16 protein-coding genes and 1 pseudogene are annotated in these 17,771 nt (G+C 43.2%); 4 read left to right on the plus strand and 13 right to left on the minus strand.

Annotated features, from left to right (window positions below; translation table 11 throughout):
• Positions 1-276: 276 nt before the first annotated feature.
• Positions 277-1,098 (minus strand): ammonia-dependent NAD(+) synthetase, encoded by an 822-nt coding sequence (gene nadE / locus KFQ09_RS07815; protein WP_007498287.1) that lies wholly within the window; start codon positions 1,096-1,098, stop codon positions 277-279.
• A 195-nt stretch (positions 1,099-1,293) separates the two neighbouring features.
• Positions 1,294-1,890, minus strand: a complete 597-nt coding sequence (locus tag KFQ09_RS07820; protein WP_046527192.1) for a DUF1989 domain-containing protein — start codon at positions 1,888-1,890, stop codon at positions 1,294-1,296.
• A gap of 83 nt (positions 1,891-1,973) precedes the next feature.
• On the opposite strand from KFQ09_RS07820, the gene KFQ09_RS07825 reads away from it, so the two are divergent.
• Entirely contained in the window at positions 1,974-3,323 is a 1,350-nt protein-coding gene (locus tag KFQ09_RS07825; RefSeq protein ID WP_255836191.1) for an amino acid permease, read from the plus strand.
• Here KFQ09_RS07825 and KFQ09_RS07830 read toward each other — a convergent pair.
• Positions 3,318-4,076 (minus strand): YqcI/YcgG family protein, encoded by a 759-nt coding sequence (locus KFQ09_RS07830; protein ID WP_035703119.1) that lies wholly within the window; start codon positions 4,074-4,076, stop codon positions 3,318-3,320. The two genes, KFQ09_RS07825 and KFQ09_RS07830, sit on opposite strands and share 6 nt — an antisense overlap.
• Before the next feature lie 229 nt (positions 4,077-4,305).
• On the opposite strand from KFQ09_RS07830, the gene KFQ09_RS07835 reads away from it, so the two are divergent.
• Positions 4,306-4,587 (plus strand): DUF2651 family protein, encoded by a 282-nt coding sequence (locus KFQ09_RS07835; RefSeq protein ID WP_046342569.1) that lies wholly within the window; start codon positions 4,306-4,308, stop codon positions 4,585-4,587.
• Here KFQ09_RS07835 and KFQ09_RS07840 read toward each other — a convergent pair.
• The 6 genes from KFQ09_RS07840 to KFQ09_RS07865 form a co-directional block, all read right to left on the minus strand.
• Positions 4,582-4,965 carry a UPF0715 family protein gene (locus KFQ09_RS07840; protein WP_249476542.1) on the minus strand — a complete coding sequence of 128 codons (384 nt, stop codon included), beginning with the start codon at positions 4,963-4,965 and terminating at the stop codon, positions 4,582-4,584. The genes KFQ09_RS07835 and KFQ09_RS07840 overlap by 6 nt on opposite strands.
• A 119-nt stretch (positions 4,966-5,084) precedes the next feature.
• Complete coding sequence (locus KFQ09_RS07845) at positions 5,085-5,714, minus strand: LysE family translocator (RefSeq protein ID WP_236810206.1); 630 nt, start codon at positions 5,712-5,714, stop codon at positions 5,085-5,087.
• Between the two features lie 125 nt (positions 5,715-5,839).
• A complete protein-coding gene (locus tag KFQ09_RS07850) occupies positions 5,840-7,027 on the minus strand; it encodes an MFS transporter (RefSeq protein WP_255836192.1) in 1,188 nt (395 codons plus the stop codon).
• Between the two features lie 57 nt (positions 7,028-7,084).
• The gene (locus KFQ09_RS07855) at positions 7,085-8,131 is read right to left on the minus strand and encodes a Gfo/Idh/MocA family protein (protein WP_017358578.1); all 1,047 of its coding nucleotides are present in this window, start codon (positions 8,129-8,131) and stop codon (positions 7,085-7,087) included.
• Positions 8,128-8,994: an HAD-IIB family hydrolase gene (locus KFQ09_RS07860; RefSeq protein ID WP_041091228.1), complete on the minus strand. Its 867-nt coding sequence runs from the start codon at positions 8,992-8,994 to the stop codon at positions 8,128-8,130. The genes KFQ09_RS07855 and KFQ09_RS07860 overlap by 4 nt, the downstream gene beginning before the upstream one ends.
• Positions 8,969-10,294: a DegT/DnrJ/EryC1/StrS family aminotransferase gene (locus KFQ09_RS07865; protein WP_144668476.1), complete on the minus strand. Its 1,326-nt coding sequence runs from the start codon at positions 10,292-10,294 to the stop codon at positions 8,969-8,971. The genes KFQ09_RS07860 and KFQ09_RS07865 overlap by 26 nt, the downstream gene beginning before the upstream one ends.
• A gap of 109 nt (positions 10,295-10,403) precedes the next feature.
• On the opposite strand from KFQ09_RS07865, the gene KFQ09_RS07870 reads away from it, so the two are divergent.
• Positions 10,404-11,393 carry a LacI family DNA-binding transcriptional regulator gene (locus KFQ09_RS07870; RefSeq protein ID WP_041508206.1) on the plus strand — a complete coding sequence of 330 codons (990 nt, stop codon included), beginning with the start codon at positions 10,404-10,406 and terminating at the stop codon, positions 11,391-11,393.
• 51 nt (positions 11,394-11,444) lie between these two features.
• On the opposite strand, the gene KFQ09_RS07875 is transcribed toward KFQ09_RS07870, so the two are convergent.
• The 3 genes and pseudogenes from KFQ09_RS07875 to KFQ09_RS07885 form a co-directional block, all read right to left on the minus strand.
• The gene (locus tag KFQ09_RS07875) at positions 11,445-13,067 is read right to left on the minus strand and encodes an L-lactate permease (RefSeq protein ID WP_255836193.1); all 1,623 of its coding nucleotides are present in this window, start codon (positions 13,065-13,067) and stop codon (positions 11,445-11,447) included.
• A gap of 43 nt (positions 13,068-13,110) precedes the next feature.
• Positions 13,111-14,058 (minus strand): L-lactate dehydrogenase, encoded by a 948-nt coding sequence (locus KFQ09_RS07880; RefSeq protein ID WP_008342118.1) that lies wholly within the window; start codon positions 14,056-14,058, stop codon positions 13,111-13,113.
• Positions 14,059-14,275: 217 nt separating this feature from the next.
• Positions 14,276-15,705, minus strand: a pseudogene (locus KFQ09_RS07885) (YfcC family protein).
• A gap of 153 nt (positions 15,706-15,858) precedes the next feature.
• Between KFQ09_RS07885 and KFQ09_RS07890 the strand changes: the two are divergent.
• A complete protein-coding gene (locus KFQ09_RS07890) occupies positions 15,859-16,986 on the plus strand; it encodes a M20 peptidase aminoacylase family protein (RefSeq protein ID WP_057078597.1) in 1,128 nt (375 codons plus the stop codon).
• A 47-nt stretch (positions 16,987-17,033) separates the two neighbouring features.
• On the opposite strand, the gene KFQ09_RS07895 is transcribed toward KFQ09_RS07890, so the two are convergent.
• Positions 17,034-17,756, minus strand: coding sequence for an SDR family NAD(P)-dependent oxidoreductase (locus tag KFQ09_RS07895; RefSeq protein ID WP_025206697.1), 723 nt, complete (start codon positions 17,754-17,756; stop codon positions 17,034-17,036).
• Positions 17,757-17,771 lie beyond the last annotated feature (15 nt).

Genomic DNA, 17,771 nt, shown 5'->3' on the forward strand with positions numbered 1-17,771 from the left:
GTGGAATTCAATTTCACTTTTTGGAATGTGTTTTTATTGTAAGCGCATTCGTTTTTATCGTCAATCATTTTTTCTGAAAATACTGTCTTTTGATGAGAAATTAAGTGAATCGAACTAATTATTTCACCACTTATTCTTCAATTCATCCTTTATTTAGTCAAACAGACTTATGTATATCGTTCTACTAATTAATGAACCATTTTCGATTCATTCTGTCAAATTCAGCTGAAATTTGACATAAAAAGACCCCTCCATCTTCTGGAGAGGTCACTTATTTTATTTCCACCAGTCATCAAACATAGAAGCTGGTACTTGACGTTTATGTTCTGATTGAACATAGCGTTTTTCAATCGCTTCTGCTGCTTGATCTGAAACTGGTTTTCCTTCTAAGTAATCATCAATTTCATTGTACGTAATACCAAGTTCTGTTTCATCCGTTTGCTGAGGCTTATCATCCAGCAGATCGGCTGTCGGTTTCTTTAAATATAATCGCTCCGGCGCCTGAAGGGTCTCAAGCAACAACCGTCCTTGGCGTTTCGTCAGACCTGTGAGCGGAAGAACATCTGCACCGCCATCCCCATACTTCGTGAAAAAGCCCGTCACAGCTTCGGCTGCATGATCCGTTCCAATGACAAGTAAGCCTTCCTGTCCACCGACGGCATACTGTGCGATCATTCTCATGCGTGCTTTGACGTTCCCTTTATTAAAATCAGACAGCGCACCGCCTGTTTCCTTTTGATATTGTTCACTGAATGCCGTCACGGCAGGCGCGATATCATATTTCCAAGACTTGTCCGGCTGAATAAATGATAGAGCCAGCTGCGCATCGTCTTCATCTTGCTGCGTGCCATGTGGAAGACGGACTGCAATAAAGACAGCATCCTCTTTTCCTTCTTGACGAAGCTCACTTACAGCGAGCTGAGCGAGACGGCCGGCAAGCGTTGAATCCTGTCCGCCGCTAATACCAAGAACGAATCCTTTTGCACCGGTCTTTTTCAAGTAAGCCTTTAGAAATCCAACCCGTTTTTCGATCTCCTGCTTTGGGTCAATTGAGGGCTGCACATGCAACTCTTGGCTGATTTTTTTCTGCAAACTCATACACTTTTCCTCCTAAGCATCCTCTACATGAAGAGAACAGGTTTTACTTCCATTTCAATTGATTTACCTACGATTTTAGCTACTTTATTATATCATGTTTTGAAAAAAGATATTTTTTAGACGTTCCCCTTTTTCATAAATGATCAAACATTCACAAACGAAATAGACCAAGTCTCTTTGACTGGTCTTTCCTTTTCAATCAATCTCCACCCGGATGGATGTACAGCTTGAGCCATTGCATTTTCCAATGTCGGCAGGACAGGCAGACACGGCGACGATGAGGTCCATTTCTGCACGCAGACGAATGTAATCACCAGGGAGCGATTTTGGTAGCTCGACAGACAGTTTTCCTTTCTCATCAATAACTGTATTCATAAACGCATTAAAAGGATAATACATATCCTCCTTTGGAATCCCGAATGGCTCAAAGGCCGTCCTGAGATTATCGTAGCATGTATGCATGACCTCTAGGTGCGTCCTGCCGTATAAGAGCTGATACATTTCTTGCCGGCATGCAGGCATATATAAATCATGACATTCAACTGTATCTTCGATGACCGTAAACATTGGTTTATATAAATTAGAATATAGCTGATCTCCCTTTTTCACCTTGGAAGAGAACAGGCTGTCCATTGTAGCGCCTTGATCAAATTTTTCATAAAAATCCTTTTCATGATAGGCCATCACGTCTGCTACTTGCTGCCCTTCGACATCAACCACTCGAATACATTGTCCTTTTCCTAACCGAAAGCCAAATCCATCCTTTGGTAAAATCACGTATTCTCCATTCATCACATGCACTCCTTTCCATGTTGACAGTATGCCCAAAACGTCCTCTTGATCATGTATAAAAAAAAAGAGGCGGTCACAAGCTAATGCTATTGAATCGGAAAGGTGTTGCACACAAATTGAAAGAAGAACAATCTTTATCTTGGTGGCAGCTTTCTCTTATCGGAGTCGGCTGTACAATCGGCACTGGTTTCTTCCTTGGTTCCAGCATCGCCATTACAAAATCCGGTTATTCCGTCTGCATTTCATTTTTGCTTGCGGCAGTCGGCACATATCTCGTCTTTAAACACCTGGCTGCGATGACAGCCGAGAACCCAGATAAGGGATCATTTTGTTCCTATGCCCGAAAAGCCTATGGGCGCTGGGCGGGATTTAGTAATGGCTGGGTGTATTGGTTTTCAGAAATGCTCATCACAGGGAGTCAGCTGACGGCGATTTCTCTTTTTACTCGTCACTGGTTTCCATCCATTCCACTTTGGGTATTTTCAGCGATTTATTCCGCTCTTGCCCTGCTTGTGATTATCATTGGGCTTTCTTCTTTTCAAAAGACGGAAAATGTCCTTGCCGTGCTGAAAACCGGGGCGATCCTATTGTTTGTCGTCCTTGCCGTTCTTGTTTTATGCGGCATTCTCACAGAGCATAGGCCCACCCTACACCTGCCAAATAAAGACCATGAATGGATGCCGCTCGGCCCACTCGGTCTATGGAATGGGCTGATTTATGCGTTTTATGCTTTCGGGGGAATTGAAGTCATGGGGCTGATGGCGGTTCATTTAAAAGACCCGAAAGACGCCGCAAAATCTGGACGTGTGATGCTGATCATTCTTGCTGTCATTTATATCGTCTCCATCGGACTTGCGCTTTTGCTTGTGCCAGTGACAGCCTTTAACGAGAATAGCAGTCCATTTATTACATCACTAGAACCATTTCATTTATCGATTTTCCTTCATATCTTTAATGGCATTTTCATTATTGCCGGGTTTTCCACATTGGTTGCCTCCCTCTATGCAGTCACGACACTGCTTGGCACGATGTCGGAGCATCAGGATGCACCTGCTTGTTTTAAACAAAAAGAACCATCTCATGTCAGATGGTCTTCAATTCTTTTAACTGCTGCAGGGTTGATTGTCTCCATTTTGCTGGCACTCTTTTTGTCCAAACACATTTACGAGCATCTCACAACAGCAGCCGGCTTAACTCTTTTATACACATGGGTGTTTATTCTGCTTTCGAGCAAAAAGCTGTCAAAACCATCTACTCGTCAAACGTGTGAAACGGTTCTTGCCCTGCTCTTGATTGGTGCGGCTGTTTCAGGCACTCTGACAGAGGCAAGCGGACGCCCCGGCTTTTTTATAAGCATTGGGATCATCGCCGTGATTGGCATCATGGTACTCTTTATGAGAAAAAAGTGGAAACAGGATCAGGCCGCATCATAATTTCATCATGTTTTTTAAAGCAGTAAATGGGCATTTGGCGGAGGCTGGTTTCTCCGCCTCTTCATCTGGGAGAAAATATTGCTTCCATTCATGATTTGTTGGATCACCGTACCATTTTAACGATGGATGGACGTCAACTTGATCATATGCTTTGAGCCGCTTGCGAACGAGCTGGCTCATTTTTTGTCCAAACTTGGTCGATCCATTCAATTTTTCGAACACCCATCTGGGCTGAAATGCCATCATGACATATGGAAAGTGGCGGCTCTTTCTGAGCTTATGAGCTGGTGTTGAACACAGAATAAAATAAGCCTCGCCATGAAAGCAGTACTCCCATTCATGGTGATGAGGGTCCAGTGGAATCTCCGCTGGCCATGGCACTTCATCTTTTTGATGTAACCGTTGAAGCAATGACCAGAACTGCTGCTCAAATTCTTCAATTGGGCTTTCCTTTAAATCCTGCGGAGTTTCAAAAAAGCAGATAAATGAAGCGTATTGACCAGTTTGTTTAGCGCAGCCTTGATATTCTTTTAGCAGCTCTGCTAACTCATTCACTGCCCCGTCTCCCCGCAGATCACCGACAAATCCATAGCGTAAATGATCGAGAAAAAATCCTTGTCTGCCTGGTACACACGGAAATGTATCTGCCTCATCCCCTACCATCTCTCCAAACTGTGTGAAGGCATCCTGCTTCCATTCTTCGAGTGATCGTAGATTTTGATCAAGGCAACTTTTTGCATACAGCTGGGCCATTTTCTTCCACCTCGTTTTAGCGTCTTCTCCATAGCCTATGAGGAGGAAAAAGCTGTGGTGACTGTCCTTCAACGACTTTCACTGGACATTCACAAGGTGGTTGATTTGACGGATGAAGCAGGAATTCACTTCCATTTATCTAATCATGTATGAGTATGCTTCTGCATATCATCATTTAGCCGCCTCTATCTAATAGAGTCGGCCATCATAAAAGAAATGGGTGAATGACATGCGTCTTCTTTTTCTCCATCCGATGTATCTGATCTTATTTACACTACCAGTGATGGCTTTCCTTTGGGGATTTGTTGGTTATCTGCTATTTAAACGGATATGGCCTGTCCTCATATTAACGTCCGTGATCTCGATGATTTTCATCTTCGTTTATACTGGATTTGACCTTAGCAATCTATACTGGGTCCTTCTGATGACGGCTCTTGCTTTTGTATCAAGCGGATTCTCGAAGGTCATACACGTTCATGTTCAAGAGAAAAAACGGGAAAAGCCATTATGATTGTTTCTTCTTTAAAAAAACGGAATCAAGCAACCAATAAATGAAGGCCGCACAAAAGCTAAATAGATAAATCTTGTAGCTAATAAAGACGACAACACCATAATCAATCCATAAAGCAAGCGCCGTACAAACCACCCACGCCCCGATAAAATAAACCAATAAATCACGGCGTCGAAACTTCTCAGGATGACGGTGTAAAGCCATTTGGATAGGTGCAGCAAATAGGACATAAGCGATCAAAATGAAAAGACTGGTGACCTCCACATAACTGAATCCGGATTCAGGTGAGGCAAACAACATGATATAAACAAATGTCGATGTGATCACAGACAACATCAGCATACACACATAGTTGAATGCTGGCAGGAACATACGCATGGCAAAAACTCCTTCAATTTTATGTATCTTCCATCATTATTGAAGAGTGTCTTATTTCTGTCAAATAAGAAAAAGGGCTAAAATGATTTAGATTTTAGCCCTTTTTCTTATCAACCATTCTATCCAATGAGCGCCATGATCCCTTGATATCCAAAATAGGCACCGAAGCCAAGTAAAGAGAGACCTGCCAGAACGGATAAGCCGTGCAACATTCGTTCATTTAAATACCGTCTAAACGTACTGGCGAGTAGCGCCATACAGAAATCCCATAAGAGCATGCCGATAAAAATAGCCATGCTGTACATCAGCATTTGAGATGCTCCATACTTTTCAATCGTATTGGCCAAAATACTTCCATAAATTCCAAGCCAAAATAAAATACTAAGCGGATTGGAAAGAGAAATAAAAAATCCCGTCATGAACGAATGCCCGATCGATGTGTTTCCTCCATCCTTCTTTGGGCTTTCCTGCAAATTGATTTTACGAAGGCTTTCAATACCGGTATAGGTCAGAACGAAAAAGCCGAACAGCCACAAAAAGGTTTTCACAAGAGGTGCAGTCAAAAGCTGGGCGACACCAAAATAGATGAGGAGCATATAGACAATATCCGCAGCCATAGCCCCCACACCAAAAATCCAAGCGTGCCAAAATCCACTTTTAATTCCTCTGTCGATTTGGGCTGCATTGACTGGCCCAACAGGCGCTGAAAGTGACAACCCTAAAAAGATATAACCAAAAAACACCGCCACATAGACGTCCTCCTTTTGATGCTGACTTGTACATGTTATTCACGCTTTCGTTGTTTTAGTACAAGTCCTTCGTCACCTTTTCTGAAGATATGCTATACAAAAGGAGGAGCCACCAGAGCAGCTGCTTATCGATCGGCTTTCATCGCCGGCGGCTGTGTGGGTATGGTTTCTTTTTTCCGAGATCGATTCATTTGAATGGCAGCCGCAAAAAGGAGAACAGCTAAAAAGGCGAAAACAAAGACGGCGCTTGCCGCACCTGCCCACTCAAGGCTAAACCCAATCAAAAAGGACAAACAAGCTCCACCTAAACTAGCGGCGGCAATAAAATAACTCGTGGCCTCGTCGATGGCATTTTCAATCATTAATGCAGAAGCCGTCAAGGCAATGGGGAACATGCCAGCTGCGCACAGACCGATGAAAAAGATAAGAATTAGCTGCGCGGCGATGTGGGTGACTAGAGCAAATACGGCGAGCAGCACAATCATCAGCGCTGCGCTTAACTTTAAAAAACGCAGCGGATGCAGCTGATCGGCTTTTCTCGCAATGACAGTTCTGCCAATGACGATCGCTGTCCAAAAAGTAGAGACCGCAAAAAGACCCCAGTTGTCTCCCCCTTTTTCTAGCATGATCGACGGTAAAAAGTTCGCAAAGTTCGTTTCAATTCCTGCGTAGAAAAACGCAAAACAGATCATCAGCACCACAATCATTCGATTCCCTCGATCAAACAGCAAAGATGGTTTCTTCATGTCTTGAGAAGGAGCTGCCATCTGTCCTTGAGGGAGTTTATTCATAAAAGTAAGCCACAGCATAAGGAAAAAAGTCAGTGCACCGACTTGAAATAAAAACACATAATGCCACGTTTCCTCTGTCACAGTCAGCAGAATCAATAGAGGAAATAATAATGCACCTAATCCAAAAAAGACCTCCATGATGCTGATTCGCTTTGCACTGTTTGCCATTGAAATGACATACGCCCCGGCCGTCGTCTCAAGACTGCCAGCACCGCTCCCAAGGAAAAAACCTGCCACCACAAGAATCGTCCAACCTGGTACCAAAAGGCCAAGAAGAAGCGCTCCGATCATCAGCAGCAATCCCATCGTCAGAACAGTGCCGTAGCCTTTTTTCCTCACAAGAATGGGCGACAAAAGAACGCCTGTCAAAAAGCCAATAAACTGAAAGAAGATTAAAGAAGATAATTCCCCAGGGCCCTTCTCATAACTAGACAGCAAATAAGGCGTTAAACTGCCAAAAAACACATGAATGGTCCCAATAAAAAAATAAAAGATACAGCCAAAATAAAACACCTTTTTCATCTTTTCACTTCCTCTAAAAAGGAGCGGAGTCATGATATCCTCCGCTCCACCTCTTCATTAATATGCGCGGGCAGAGACGACAGCCTCTTCCCTCTCGAAGCACGTATTCAGCGCAGCCTGCGCGCGATAACCATCTGCAAAATCAGCTACCTTCATATGAGATGGATATGAGTTTGTATTTACCCAATGCATCAGCTGATCACGGAATGTATCAGACCATCCATAAAATTCATTTGGTGGATCTGTCAGCAATGTTTGCGGCATTTGATGACGCTCTACACACAAGCCATCACTGATCTCATATTCGTTTTTCATGTTTGTATGGTATTTAAAAACCTTGTCATGTCCCACTACTTCTACACTAAATCCACATTCCTCGGGCTGCGTACTTTTGGACGTCACCAAATGAAAGAACACTTGATTCTCCATTTGCCCAAAAATTTCGGTATGGTCATCGACCTGTACCTTTTTCTCTTCTTTTTCCTTTACATGTGTCAGCATCTTCGTATTAAGGGATTCTTTTTTCATTTCACTGCCAAATAAGTACCACAGCATATCAATCAAATGAATCCCTAAATCTCCTAATGCACCGCTTGTACGCAGACTTTCGCCGCTGTCTCTCCACGAAAATGTCTTTCTTCTAAGGGCACTATTTTTCTTAAAATGTGTCCGTACTGTCAAAACGCGTCCTAATTCACCATTGGCGATCAAGTTCTTCAAAATATTCACAAAGGATAAATAGCGATAGTTAAAGCCCATACTGGCTTGAACCTGGAACTGTTTGGCTGTCTCCACCATTTCCTTCGCTTCTTTTAACGATACAGCCATCGGTTTTTCACATAAAATCGGCTGTCCTGCTCTAAGCGCCTGAAGGGCATGGTCCTTGTGACAGAAGTTAGGGGAAGCAATGATCAATCCATCTGATGCATCCGCTAGTGTTTCGATACTGGCATACACCCGTCCGCCGTACTGTTTAATAAATCCTTGTGCAACGGATTCGTGCAAGTCATAGACCCCAGATAATTCTGCACCTTTGATCGTTGATAAGGCTCTAGCATGTGCTTTTGCAATATTCCCTGCTCCAACAATTCCAATTTTCTTCATGAATGTGCCTCCTCATGTTTATACATCACTGTTTTCAATGTTTCATAGATTCCTTTTGCATACCCATGATGACAAATTTGATGGTGGTGCCGTTTGGCTTCGGCTGTTGCATTTTGGACAAGAAAGCCGTGCGTGACGGATTGAAGCATCCGCAGATCATTCCCACTATCACCAAAAGCAAAACCCTTATCTTTTGACAGGTTATATTGATTCAGCATAAACCGAACGATTTCATCCTTACCTGTTCCCACTGGTAAAAAATCAACGTCATAGCAATCCGCAGGGTCACCCGCAAGCGGGTTGCATTTGTTGATGTTCACCGCCACACCCCGCTCCTTCGCAAGTGTTTGGATGAACGATAGATGATGGAGATCTGTTCGTTCATCCTGCTCCTGATAATAGAAATTCTTTTTATACCCAGAGCTGCCTAGCTGCGTTTGCGGCCTAAGGGTAATCCCCTTTTCACGTACGGCTTGCAGAATATCTTCAATTTTTTCGTCTGAAAAGCCTTGTGCATCAAGCCGTTTCATCCATTCTGCATCTGGCTGTCCAAATTTCCCATCTGATGTATACACGATTTCAGTTCCTAAATTCGACGCAATGAAATGCGGGAATTGATAGAAACCACCCTTCTCCATTTTGCTCGTAACAGAATCGAGGCTGCTTCCCGTCACCCAGCCCAGCATGAGCTGTCCGGCTTCGCTCTTTTCTGCCACAAAAGCTTCCAGCCGTTTTACATCCTCTCTCTGCTCCTCGGTCATTCCGTGAGAATAATAGGTCTCATCGAAATCACAGAAGACGATCCACTGCGGATGTTGCGGTTGATGCAAAAGCTTTTTATTGAATGGAAGATTTGATAACATGATGGACCCCCTCGATGACTTTCTCCTGATCTTGCAGCGGCATACCTGGATAAAGCGGCAAATGGAGTAATTGCTGTACGGCTTTTTCCGTATGTGGAAGTGCCGTTTGTTTATACTTTTGAGAAACAAGATTCGTTTGATGCTGATGCGATAAAACAGGGTAATAGACGTCTGTTTCTATGCCCATTTCCAGTAATTTCTCTGCCAGCTCATCTCGGCTTCCCTTCACCACTCTGATCGGGAATAGATGCCATACATGATCGTCTGTCAGCTTCGGAAGCTTAATATAGCCTTCGTCTTCCAGCGTTTGCAGCTGATCTATGTATCTCTTTGCCAAGTAAAAGCGTTTAAAGTTTTGTAAACCTAAATATTTCATTCGTTCTAGCCCGATTGCGGCCTGTAAGTTATCAATCTTAGAATTAAAGCCATAGTCACTGCGCTTCACGTTTTTCTTTCCTGGTTCAAAACCGTGATAGCTGATTTCCATGCACTTTTCGGCTAGGGCTTCATCATTTGTCGCGATGGCTCCTGCCTTTCCGCAAACTCCAAGGTTTTTGTAAGGATTAAAGCTGAGAACAAGTCCATCCCCAAATTCCCCAAGCCCGCTACTACCAATCGCCTGACAGCCATCCTCAATGATCGATAGACCATGCCGTTTCGCAATCGTCGAAATGGCCTTCATATCCGCTTGCTTTCCATACAAATGAACCGGGAGAATACATACTGTCTTATCTGTGATATGCTTCTCTATTTCACTCGGCGCTAGGCAGTAGGTGTCTGGATCAATATCGGCATAGACTGGAACCGCACCAATCGCAAGCACTGCATTTTCTGTTGCAGCAAAGCTGTTGGCAGGTAGGATGACCTCATCTCCAGGATGGACGCCTGCTGATATTAAACTGATCATCAAGGCATCTGTTCCACTTGATGTGGCAATGACATAATTTTTCCCTAAGTATGCTGCGAGCGTCTTTTCAAACTTTGGAATATAAGGGCCTGATGTAAAACGGCCTGAACTTAATACTTCTTTCAGCACCTGCATAATATCATCAATCTCATCCTCTGAAATCAGTTTATCGACCGGCAGGAACGGTATCTTTTTTTCCTTATTTTGTTTATAATGGAAGAGAATTTTTTCCAAACCTGTACGCGCAATATCTTGCTCAAGGAACGCAGCAAGCTTATCATTCGCTAGATTCTTTTCAACTGAATCAGCCTTTACTTGAACACCTTGATTGATCATATCCAGCAACGGTAGATAATCCTTGCTTTTACCTGATATCTTCGTCAATATTTGCATTCCATTCCCTCCAATTAATCAATTCCATTTGTTAATATTTAACTTGTTTCACATTGTAAATGATGTTATCGATTTCAGAACAATAACTTTGTGTAAAGGATTTGTTAATATGTGTACAATTTATGAAATTGCCAAACGCTGCGGGGTTTCAACGACCACTGTTTCTCGGGTGCTGAACAACCATCCATATGTATCCGAAGAAAAGCGCCAGCACATTTTACAGGTGATGAAGGAAATGGAGTATACACCAAGCTCAGCAGCCCGCACCCTTCGGTCACATCAGACAAAAACCATTGCTGTGTCTGTTCCAGCTGTGGACCATCCTTTTTTTGCACAATTGATTAAAGGCATTTCAAAGGAAGCACTGGATCAAGGGTATAAAGCCATCGTGCTCCAGACGTTTTATCAAGAATCAGCAGAACTTGAAGGGCTTCAATTATTAAAAAGAAAAGAAGTAGATGGTGTCATATTGGGGGCGTTAGAAAATAAGTGGGAAACAATCGAGCCATTTTTAGCAAACGGCCCGATCGTCATGGCAAATGAATTTCATCAAACAGCAGACATTCCGATTATTGGATATGATGAGCGGGAAGCTGCTTATAAAGCGGTTGACTACTTGATTCAATCAGGGCGTACATCCATTGGATTTTGCTTTGATACAGAAAGCAGTGAAGCACAAAAACAAAGAAAGCAAGGCTATCTTGATGCGCTTTCTGATCACGGTTTGTCGCTTAAAGAAGATTGGCTGTTCGGCGAGGCTTTTACCATTGAGGACGGCTTTCGTTTAATGGACTTAATCCACCGGATGCCGGATGCGCCGGATGCGATTTTCACCGGCAATGATCAAGTGGCAGCAGGCCTCATTAAACAAGCCATTTCATATGGATATCACATTCCTAAGGATTTAGCGGTGATCGGTTATGACAATCAAGACATTTGCGAGGTGACAGCACCAACGATCACGACCATCGACATCCCCATCGTCGAGCTTGGCCAGCAGTCTGTAAAACAAATGATTCAGCTGCTACAAGATCAAAAACCATTACAACGTGAACATATTCAGCTACCTACTCGGCTTGTCACACGAGAATCCACATAAAAAAAGACTGAGAAATCTCTCAGTCTTCCATTTTTCAATCAATCGATCAACCTATACAAATTGAGCAAGAATAAATGTCCATACACATACGATGCCGAGCAAAATGAAGCTGTACTTCACTGTTTTTTGGAAGAGTTCAGATTCTTTACCTGTTTCTCCTACAGCTGCTGTTGCAATAGCAATAGATTGTGGCGAAATTAATTTCGCCATCACACCACCGGTCGTATTTGCCCCGATTAACAAACCTGCCTGAGAGCCGATTTGAGAAGCGGTGACTGCTTGAAGGTTACCGAATAAGGCATTGTTACTCACAACAGATCCCGTAATAAACACGCCGATCCAGCCAAGCACTGGGCTGACAACCGGGAATAAATCGCCTGTTTTAGCAAGTGCTAGTCCGATAGCAGAACTTAGGCCTGCAAAGTTCGCCAAGTTGGCAAAGCCCATGACAAAACAAATCGTAAGAACAGGAACCCAAAGCTCTTTGACCGCTGCATTTAAGCAGGCAGCCCCTTCTTTTAATGTAATATGTCTGCTGAACAATCCTGTCAGCATCACCGCAATTAGAATGGCGGTACCTGTTGCACTAATAACATCAATTTTAAAGATCGCATCAATCGGTGTTTCTGTTTGGGCAATTGGCGGTAATTTCACAATTTGCTGATGCAGAAACGGCATTTTCACTAAAATGGTTGTCCAGTTAAGCGGTCCTCCTTCAGCAAATAATGCTTTAAAAGCTGGTAGGCTCCATACAGTAATGACGGCAGTTAAAATATAAAACGGAGACCATGCTTTCAGCACCTCAACACCACTATACGTTTGTTTCTTCTCAATGGCTGGTGCCCCTTCTTCACGATAAATATATTTCGGCTGCCATTTTCGAAGAAATAAAGCCAAAATTCCCATACTCGCTAAAGCTGAAATAATATTGGCAAGCTCAGGACCCATGGTGACCATTGTAACAGCCTGCAGAATCGCATAGCTTCCACTCACAACAAGCAAGGCTGGAAGCGTTTCTTTGATCCCTTTAAAGCCGTCTACAATGAGAATCAGCAGAAATGGGATACAGAAAGAAATAAACGGAATGGTGTACACAAGGGTTTGAGACAGCTCAAGCGGCGTCATATTCCCCATTTGTGCTCCAGTAATAACCGGGATACCTACTGCACCAAAAGCGCCAGACGCAGCATTTGCAATCAAGCAGAGCATGGCGGCTTTTAGTGGTTTAAACCCAAGCTCTGTTAAAAGAGCGGCACTAATCGCAATCGGTACACCGAATCCAGCGGCTCCCTCTAAAAATGCGTTAAAACTAAAACCAATTAATAAGAGCTGTAACCGTTGATCTTGAGAAATTCCTGCAATACTAGAACGAATGACATCGAACTTTCCAGACTTCACAGCAATTTTATAGAGCCATACGGCCATGATGACGATATATCCAATTGGCCACAGCCCATTAGATACACCGAGCACCACAGCAGATAATGCTTTTTCAATTGGCATATGAAAGAAGAAAACAGCTGTTACAAAACTGACGATCAAGGTAAAACAAGCGGCTAATACCCCTTTTAACTTAAATACAGTCAATGCAAGTAGGAAAAACAAGATTGGAAGCATGGCCACCAATGCACTGACGAACTCATTACCAAACGGATCATATATTTGCTGCCACATAGTGATTCATCCTTTTCTGCTCAGATAGGTTGCCTTTGATTGATTAAAAATGAGGAGCTAAAATCTCTTTTAACACATTTACACTGCGCGCGAATTTTTCTTTTTCTGTGTCATTCAGTGCGAGCTCCATCACTTCAGTTGCACCATTTCGGTTCACGAGGGCAGGTACACCAATGTAGACATCTTCTGCTCCGTATTCCCCATCTAAATAAGTGCTGACAGTCAAAATGCTGTTTTCATTGTGTAAAATGGCTCTAGTAATACGGGCTAAACTCATCGCTACGCCGTAATAAGTCGCTCCTTTTTTCTCAATGATTTGGTAAGCAGCATGACGGACATTCTCCATGATGTCGTCTAAATCTTCTTGTTTGTATTGGTCATTTCTCTTCATTAATTCTGTGATGGGTACACTTCCGATATTCGCATGGCTCCAAACAGCAAGCTCTGTATCTCCATGCTCTCCAATGATGTACGCATGCACATTGTGCGCCGCTGCTTCAAAGTACTCACTAAGCATGTATCTGAATCTTGCCGTATCAAGCGTTGTTCCACTACCAATCACTCGTTCTTTTGGCAGTCCGCTGAATTTCCAAGTCGCATATGTCAAAATATCAACTGGGTTCGTAGCAACTAAGAAAATACCATCGAATCCGCTTTTCATCACATTGTCTACAATGCCTTTAAATATATTTAAATTTTTCTCAACAAGATCAAGTCTCGTTTCACCTGGCTTTTGGTTTGCACCAGCGCAGATACATACAATATCAGCATCCTGACAATCCTCATAATCTCCATACCAAGTATTCACAGGATGCGGGGCGAATGCTTTCCCGTGGTTTAAATCCATGACGTCACCCATTGCTTTATCTTGATTCAAATCGATGACTACCAATTCATCTGTGATTGCTTGATTTATTAATGTAAAGGCATAACTGCTGCCGACAAAACCTGCTCCAATAAGTGCTACTTTGTTTACTTTTTCGTTTGTCATTTATCTCATCCTCCTGAGTAAAACTAGGTTGTTTTTCTTATGTGAAATATTTCACATTCTTATTGTGCAACACTTCACAAACTTTTGCAAGGGGATTGCTCAAAAAAATAATGTTGCCATTTTGTGAACACTCATATTGTGGTTTTAAACCGCTGTCCCCATACATGTTCTCATAAGAAAAAAGCCACCAAACACTCTTTGGTGGCTTCTCTCTTATTTAATAAGGTCCCCAATTGATCATGACACCGATACAAATAAAGACAAGGCCGATGACGAACCAAATGAGCGCAAGCGGCACCATAAAACGCAGCCATTTCACGTAAGGAATCCCACTTGCAGCCAAGACAGCCATCAACACACCTGAAGTCGGATTCACGCAGTTGACCACCCCTTCACCGAGCATCACTGCTTCTACCGCTACTTGTCTCGTGATACCCATTAAATCAGCAAGCGGCGCAAGAATCGGTATAAAGACAACCGCTTCCCCTGATCCTGATGAAATCAAAAAGTGAAGGAGCGCACTGGCGATATACATGCCGATCGCACCAGCGATTGGACTAAACCCTGTCAGCATACTCGCAAGCCAATTCACCACAGTATCAAGCAGCTTGCCGTTTTCCAAAATGACTGAAATGCAGCGTGCCATGCCGACAATGAGTGCGCCGTATACAAGGCTTTGACAGCCGACAATAAACGTTTTTGCAATATCATTGGCAGCTAATCCCCCAAGCAGTCCAGCAGCAATTGCCATGAAAATGAACACACCAGCCATTTCCTTATCGGTCCAGCCAAGCTGAAGCGCACCATATAAGAACCCCCAAGCGACAAACCGCACACCGCTAAAATCAGCTTATGTCTGCCGGTGAATTCAGGCTTGTCCACAGATTCCGCATCAGCTCCTCCAAGCCCTTTAGCAGGAAACCACTCGTCACCAAGCAGGCTCCCCTTTTCTTTATTTTTCAGGCGTTTTGTATATAAATAGATGTACACAATACTAGATAGGAGAAAACAAAGATAAATGATGACACGCAGACCAATACCAGAAAAAATCGGCAGTTCTGCAATCGTTTGTGATAAACCTAATGGAGATGGAGACAAAATGGTTGCGTTAAAACCTGCATAACAGCCGATGTAAATAACCGCCGCTCCCGCCACTGCATCCCACTTTAAAGAACGTGCCACAATGATCCCAATAGGAATAAAGCCAATGACTGAGTTCACCACAATTCCGGTCGTCCCAAGTACAGAAAACAATCCGCCAACAATACAAATAAACAATAGCTGTTTCGTTTGGAACCGGCTGATGACATTGTGAATCATCCCGTTAATGGCACCTGTCTTTTCCAAAATTGCAATGGTTCCACCAGTAAAAAGAATCAGAAAAATAATAGAGGATGAACCAACCATCCCTTCTTGAATCGCTGTAAAAAAACCAACCGGACTAACTGGTGATTGATCAATACGGTGATAACTGCCAGGAACAGCTGTTGTGATCTCTCCTGACGTTTTCCGATCAAATTCACCGGCTGGTACAAAATACGTTGCGATCGTACAAATTAAAGCAATCATAAATAAGAGTACATATGCATCCGGCATCTGAAGTTTTCTTTTTTGTTTCTCAGGTGCTGATACTGTCGCTGTTTTCATCTGTCAAAACCCCTTTGTCCCGATCGGAATTTCACTTAATTTTCTGAATAATCAAATGATGTGTTATATTATAAACACTGATGATATTTAAGATCAATATTATTTCACTAAAAGAATGTTTTGGCAGATTATCTGTCAGCAAGGAGGCTTCTCATGACAACTTTGACAAACGAGATGAAACAAACCGTAACAGACATCTTTGAACATCTGCACGCCCATCCAGAAATCAGCTGGGAAGAGACAAATACGACAGCTTATATTGAAGCTCTATTAAAGAAATTAGGCTGTAAAACGAGAACATTTGAAGACTGTACAGGGGTAATCGGTGAAATTGGGGAAGGCGCACCAGTGGTTGCTGTGAGAGCCGATATTGACGCATTATGGCAGGAAGTAGATGGCGTATTTCAAGCCAACCATTCATGCGGACACGATGCTCATATGACGATGGCACTTGGGACATTCATGGCATTGAAAGAAAAAGAACTTCCAAGTGGCACGATCCGATTCATTTTTCAGCCTGCCGAAGAAAGAGGCGGCGGCGCTTTAAAGATGATCGAAAAAGGTGTGTTAGCTGACGTCGATTATTTATACGGGGTGCATGTGCGCCCAATTCAAGAAACCTTAAACGGACGCTGCGCTCCTGCCATTTTGCACGGATCAAGTAATCATTACGTCGGGACCATTCTAGGGGAGGAAGCACACGGTGCACGCCCGCACCTTGGGGTCAACGTCATTGAAGTTGCATCTACGCTTGTGCAGAGACTGGCACATATCCATGTCGATCCACGAGTCGCCCATTCTGTGAAAATGACCAATTTAAATGCAGGCGGCGGCAGCTCCAACATCATACCTGGCAAGGCCTCTTTTACACTCGACGTTCGGGCACAGACAAATGAAGTGATGGATGAATTAGAAAAGGAAATTGAAAGAGCATGCCATTCTGTAGCGGATGCTTTTGGCGCCTCTATCACACTTTCAACTGATCATCGTCTTCCAGCTGCGACATTAAATGAAGAAGCTGTGGAGATCATGTCACATGCCATAGAGCAAGTGCTAGGCAAAGAACAGCTCGATCCACCGATCGTGACGACAGGCGGAGAGGACTTTCATTTTTATGCAGCAAAGGTTCCGCATATTAAATCGACGATGCTCGGTTTAGGCTGTGATTTAAAACCAGGGCTACACCACCCTTATATGACATTTGACCGCTCTGCCATTTTTACCGGTATTGAGATTTTGACGGAAGCTGTATACGAAACACTTCAACAGCATTCATCGTAAAATAAAAAAACCACCCGTCTTTTCTGAAGCGGGTGGTCTCCTTTATTTTACGCATTCACATCTGTCATTGCCGGGACATTGATTTCTTTGACACAGGACACCCTGGATAGATGAATAACACATCTCGCCAGCTCGACAATATCTTGTACAGGTATTCTCGTTTCATCATACAGAGCAATGGCTTTTTCAGCGCCATCTTCGTACGGAACTTCTGCCGCCAGCTCTCCTGGATTGATACAGGTAACGGATATTTTATCTTTCCTTACGTGCTCTCTTAGTGCGTTCACAATACCACGAAGCCCAAATTTAGAAGCAACAAAAGAAACCTGAGGCAAATTCGTATGGTCAAGTCCCGCAGTAGAACCAATGACGATGATCTTTCCATTCTCAGATGTCCTTACGTGCGGAAGCAGAGCTTGAATGTAGGTAATCGTTGAGGTAACGTTCACATTGATTAAATGAGCGATATCCTCCGGTTGATCATGATCGAAAGAATAATCATCTTCAAAGCCGCGTTTCTCCCATAAGCCTACGTTATAAATAAGTACATCAATTGTTTGATTCTTCAATGCTTCGAGCATAAAAGGGATATGGGTTTGGCTTGATAAATCGATCTTCAGCCAAATTCTACGCACCCCATCGTCTATGTTCAAACTGCTTGGTTCACTTCGTGACACAATCCATACTGTATCTCCACTTGAAGGAAGACCTTTTACAAAGGCATCCCCTAATCCTTGACTCGCACCGAATATGATATAGTTTTTACTCATGCTTCCTCCTTCATG

Origin of the sequence: Bacillus sp. FS02 (assembly GCF_024398395.1) — a bacterium.
In the GTDB taxonomy this organism is placed as follows: domain Bacteria; phylum Bacillota; class Bacilli; order Bacillales; family Bacillaceae; genus Bacillus; species Bacillus altitudinis.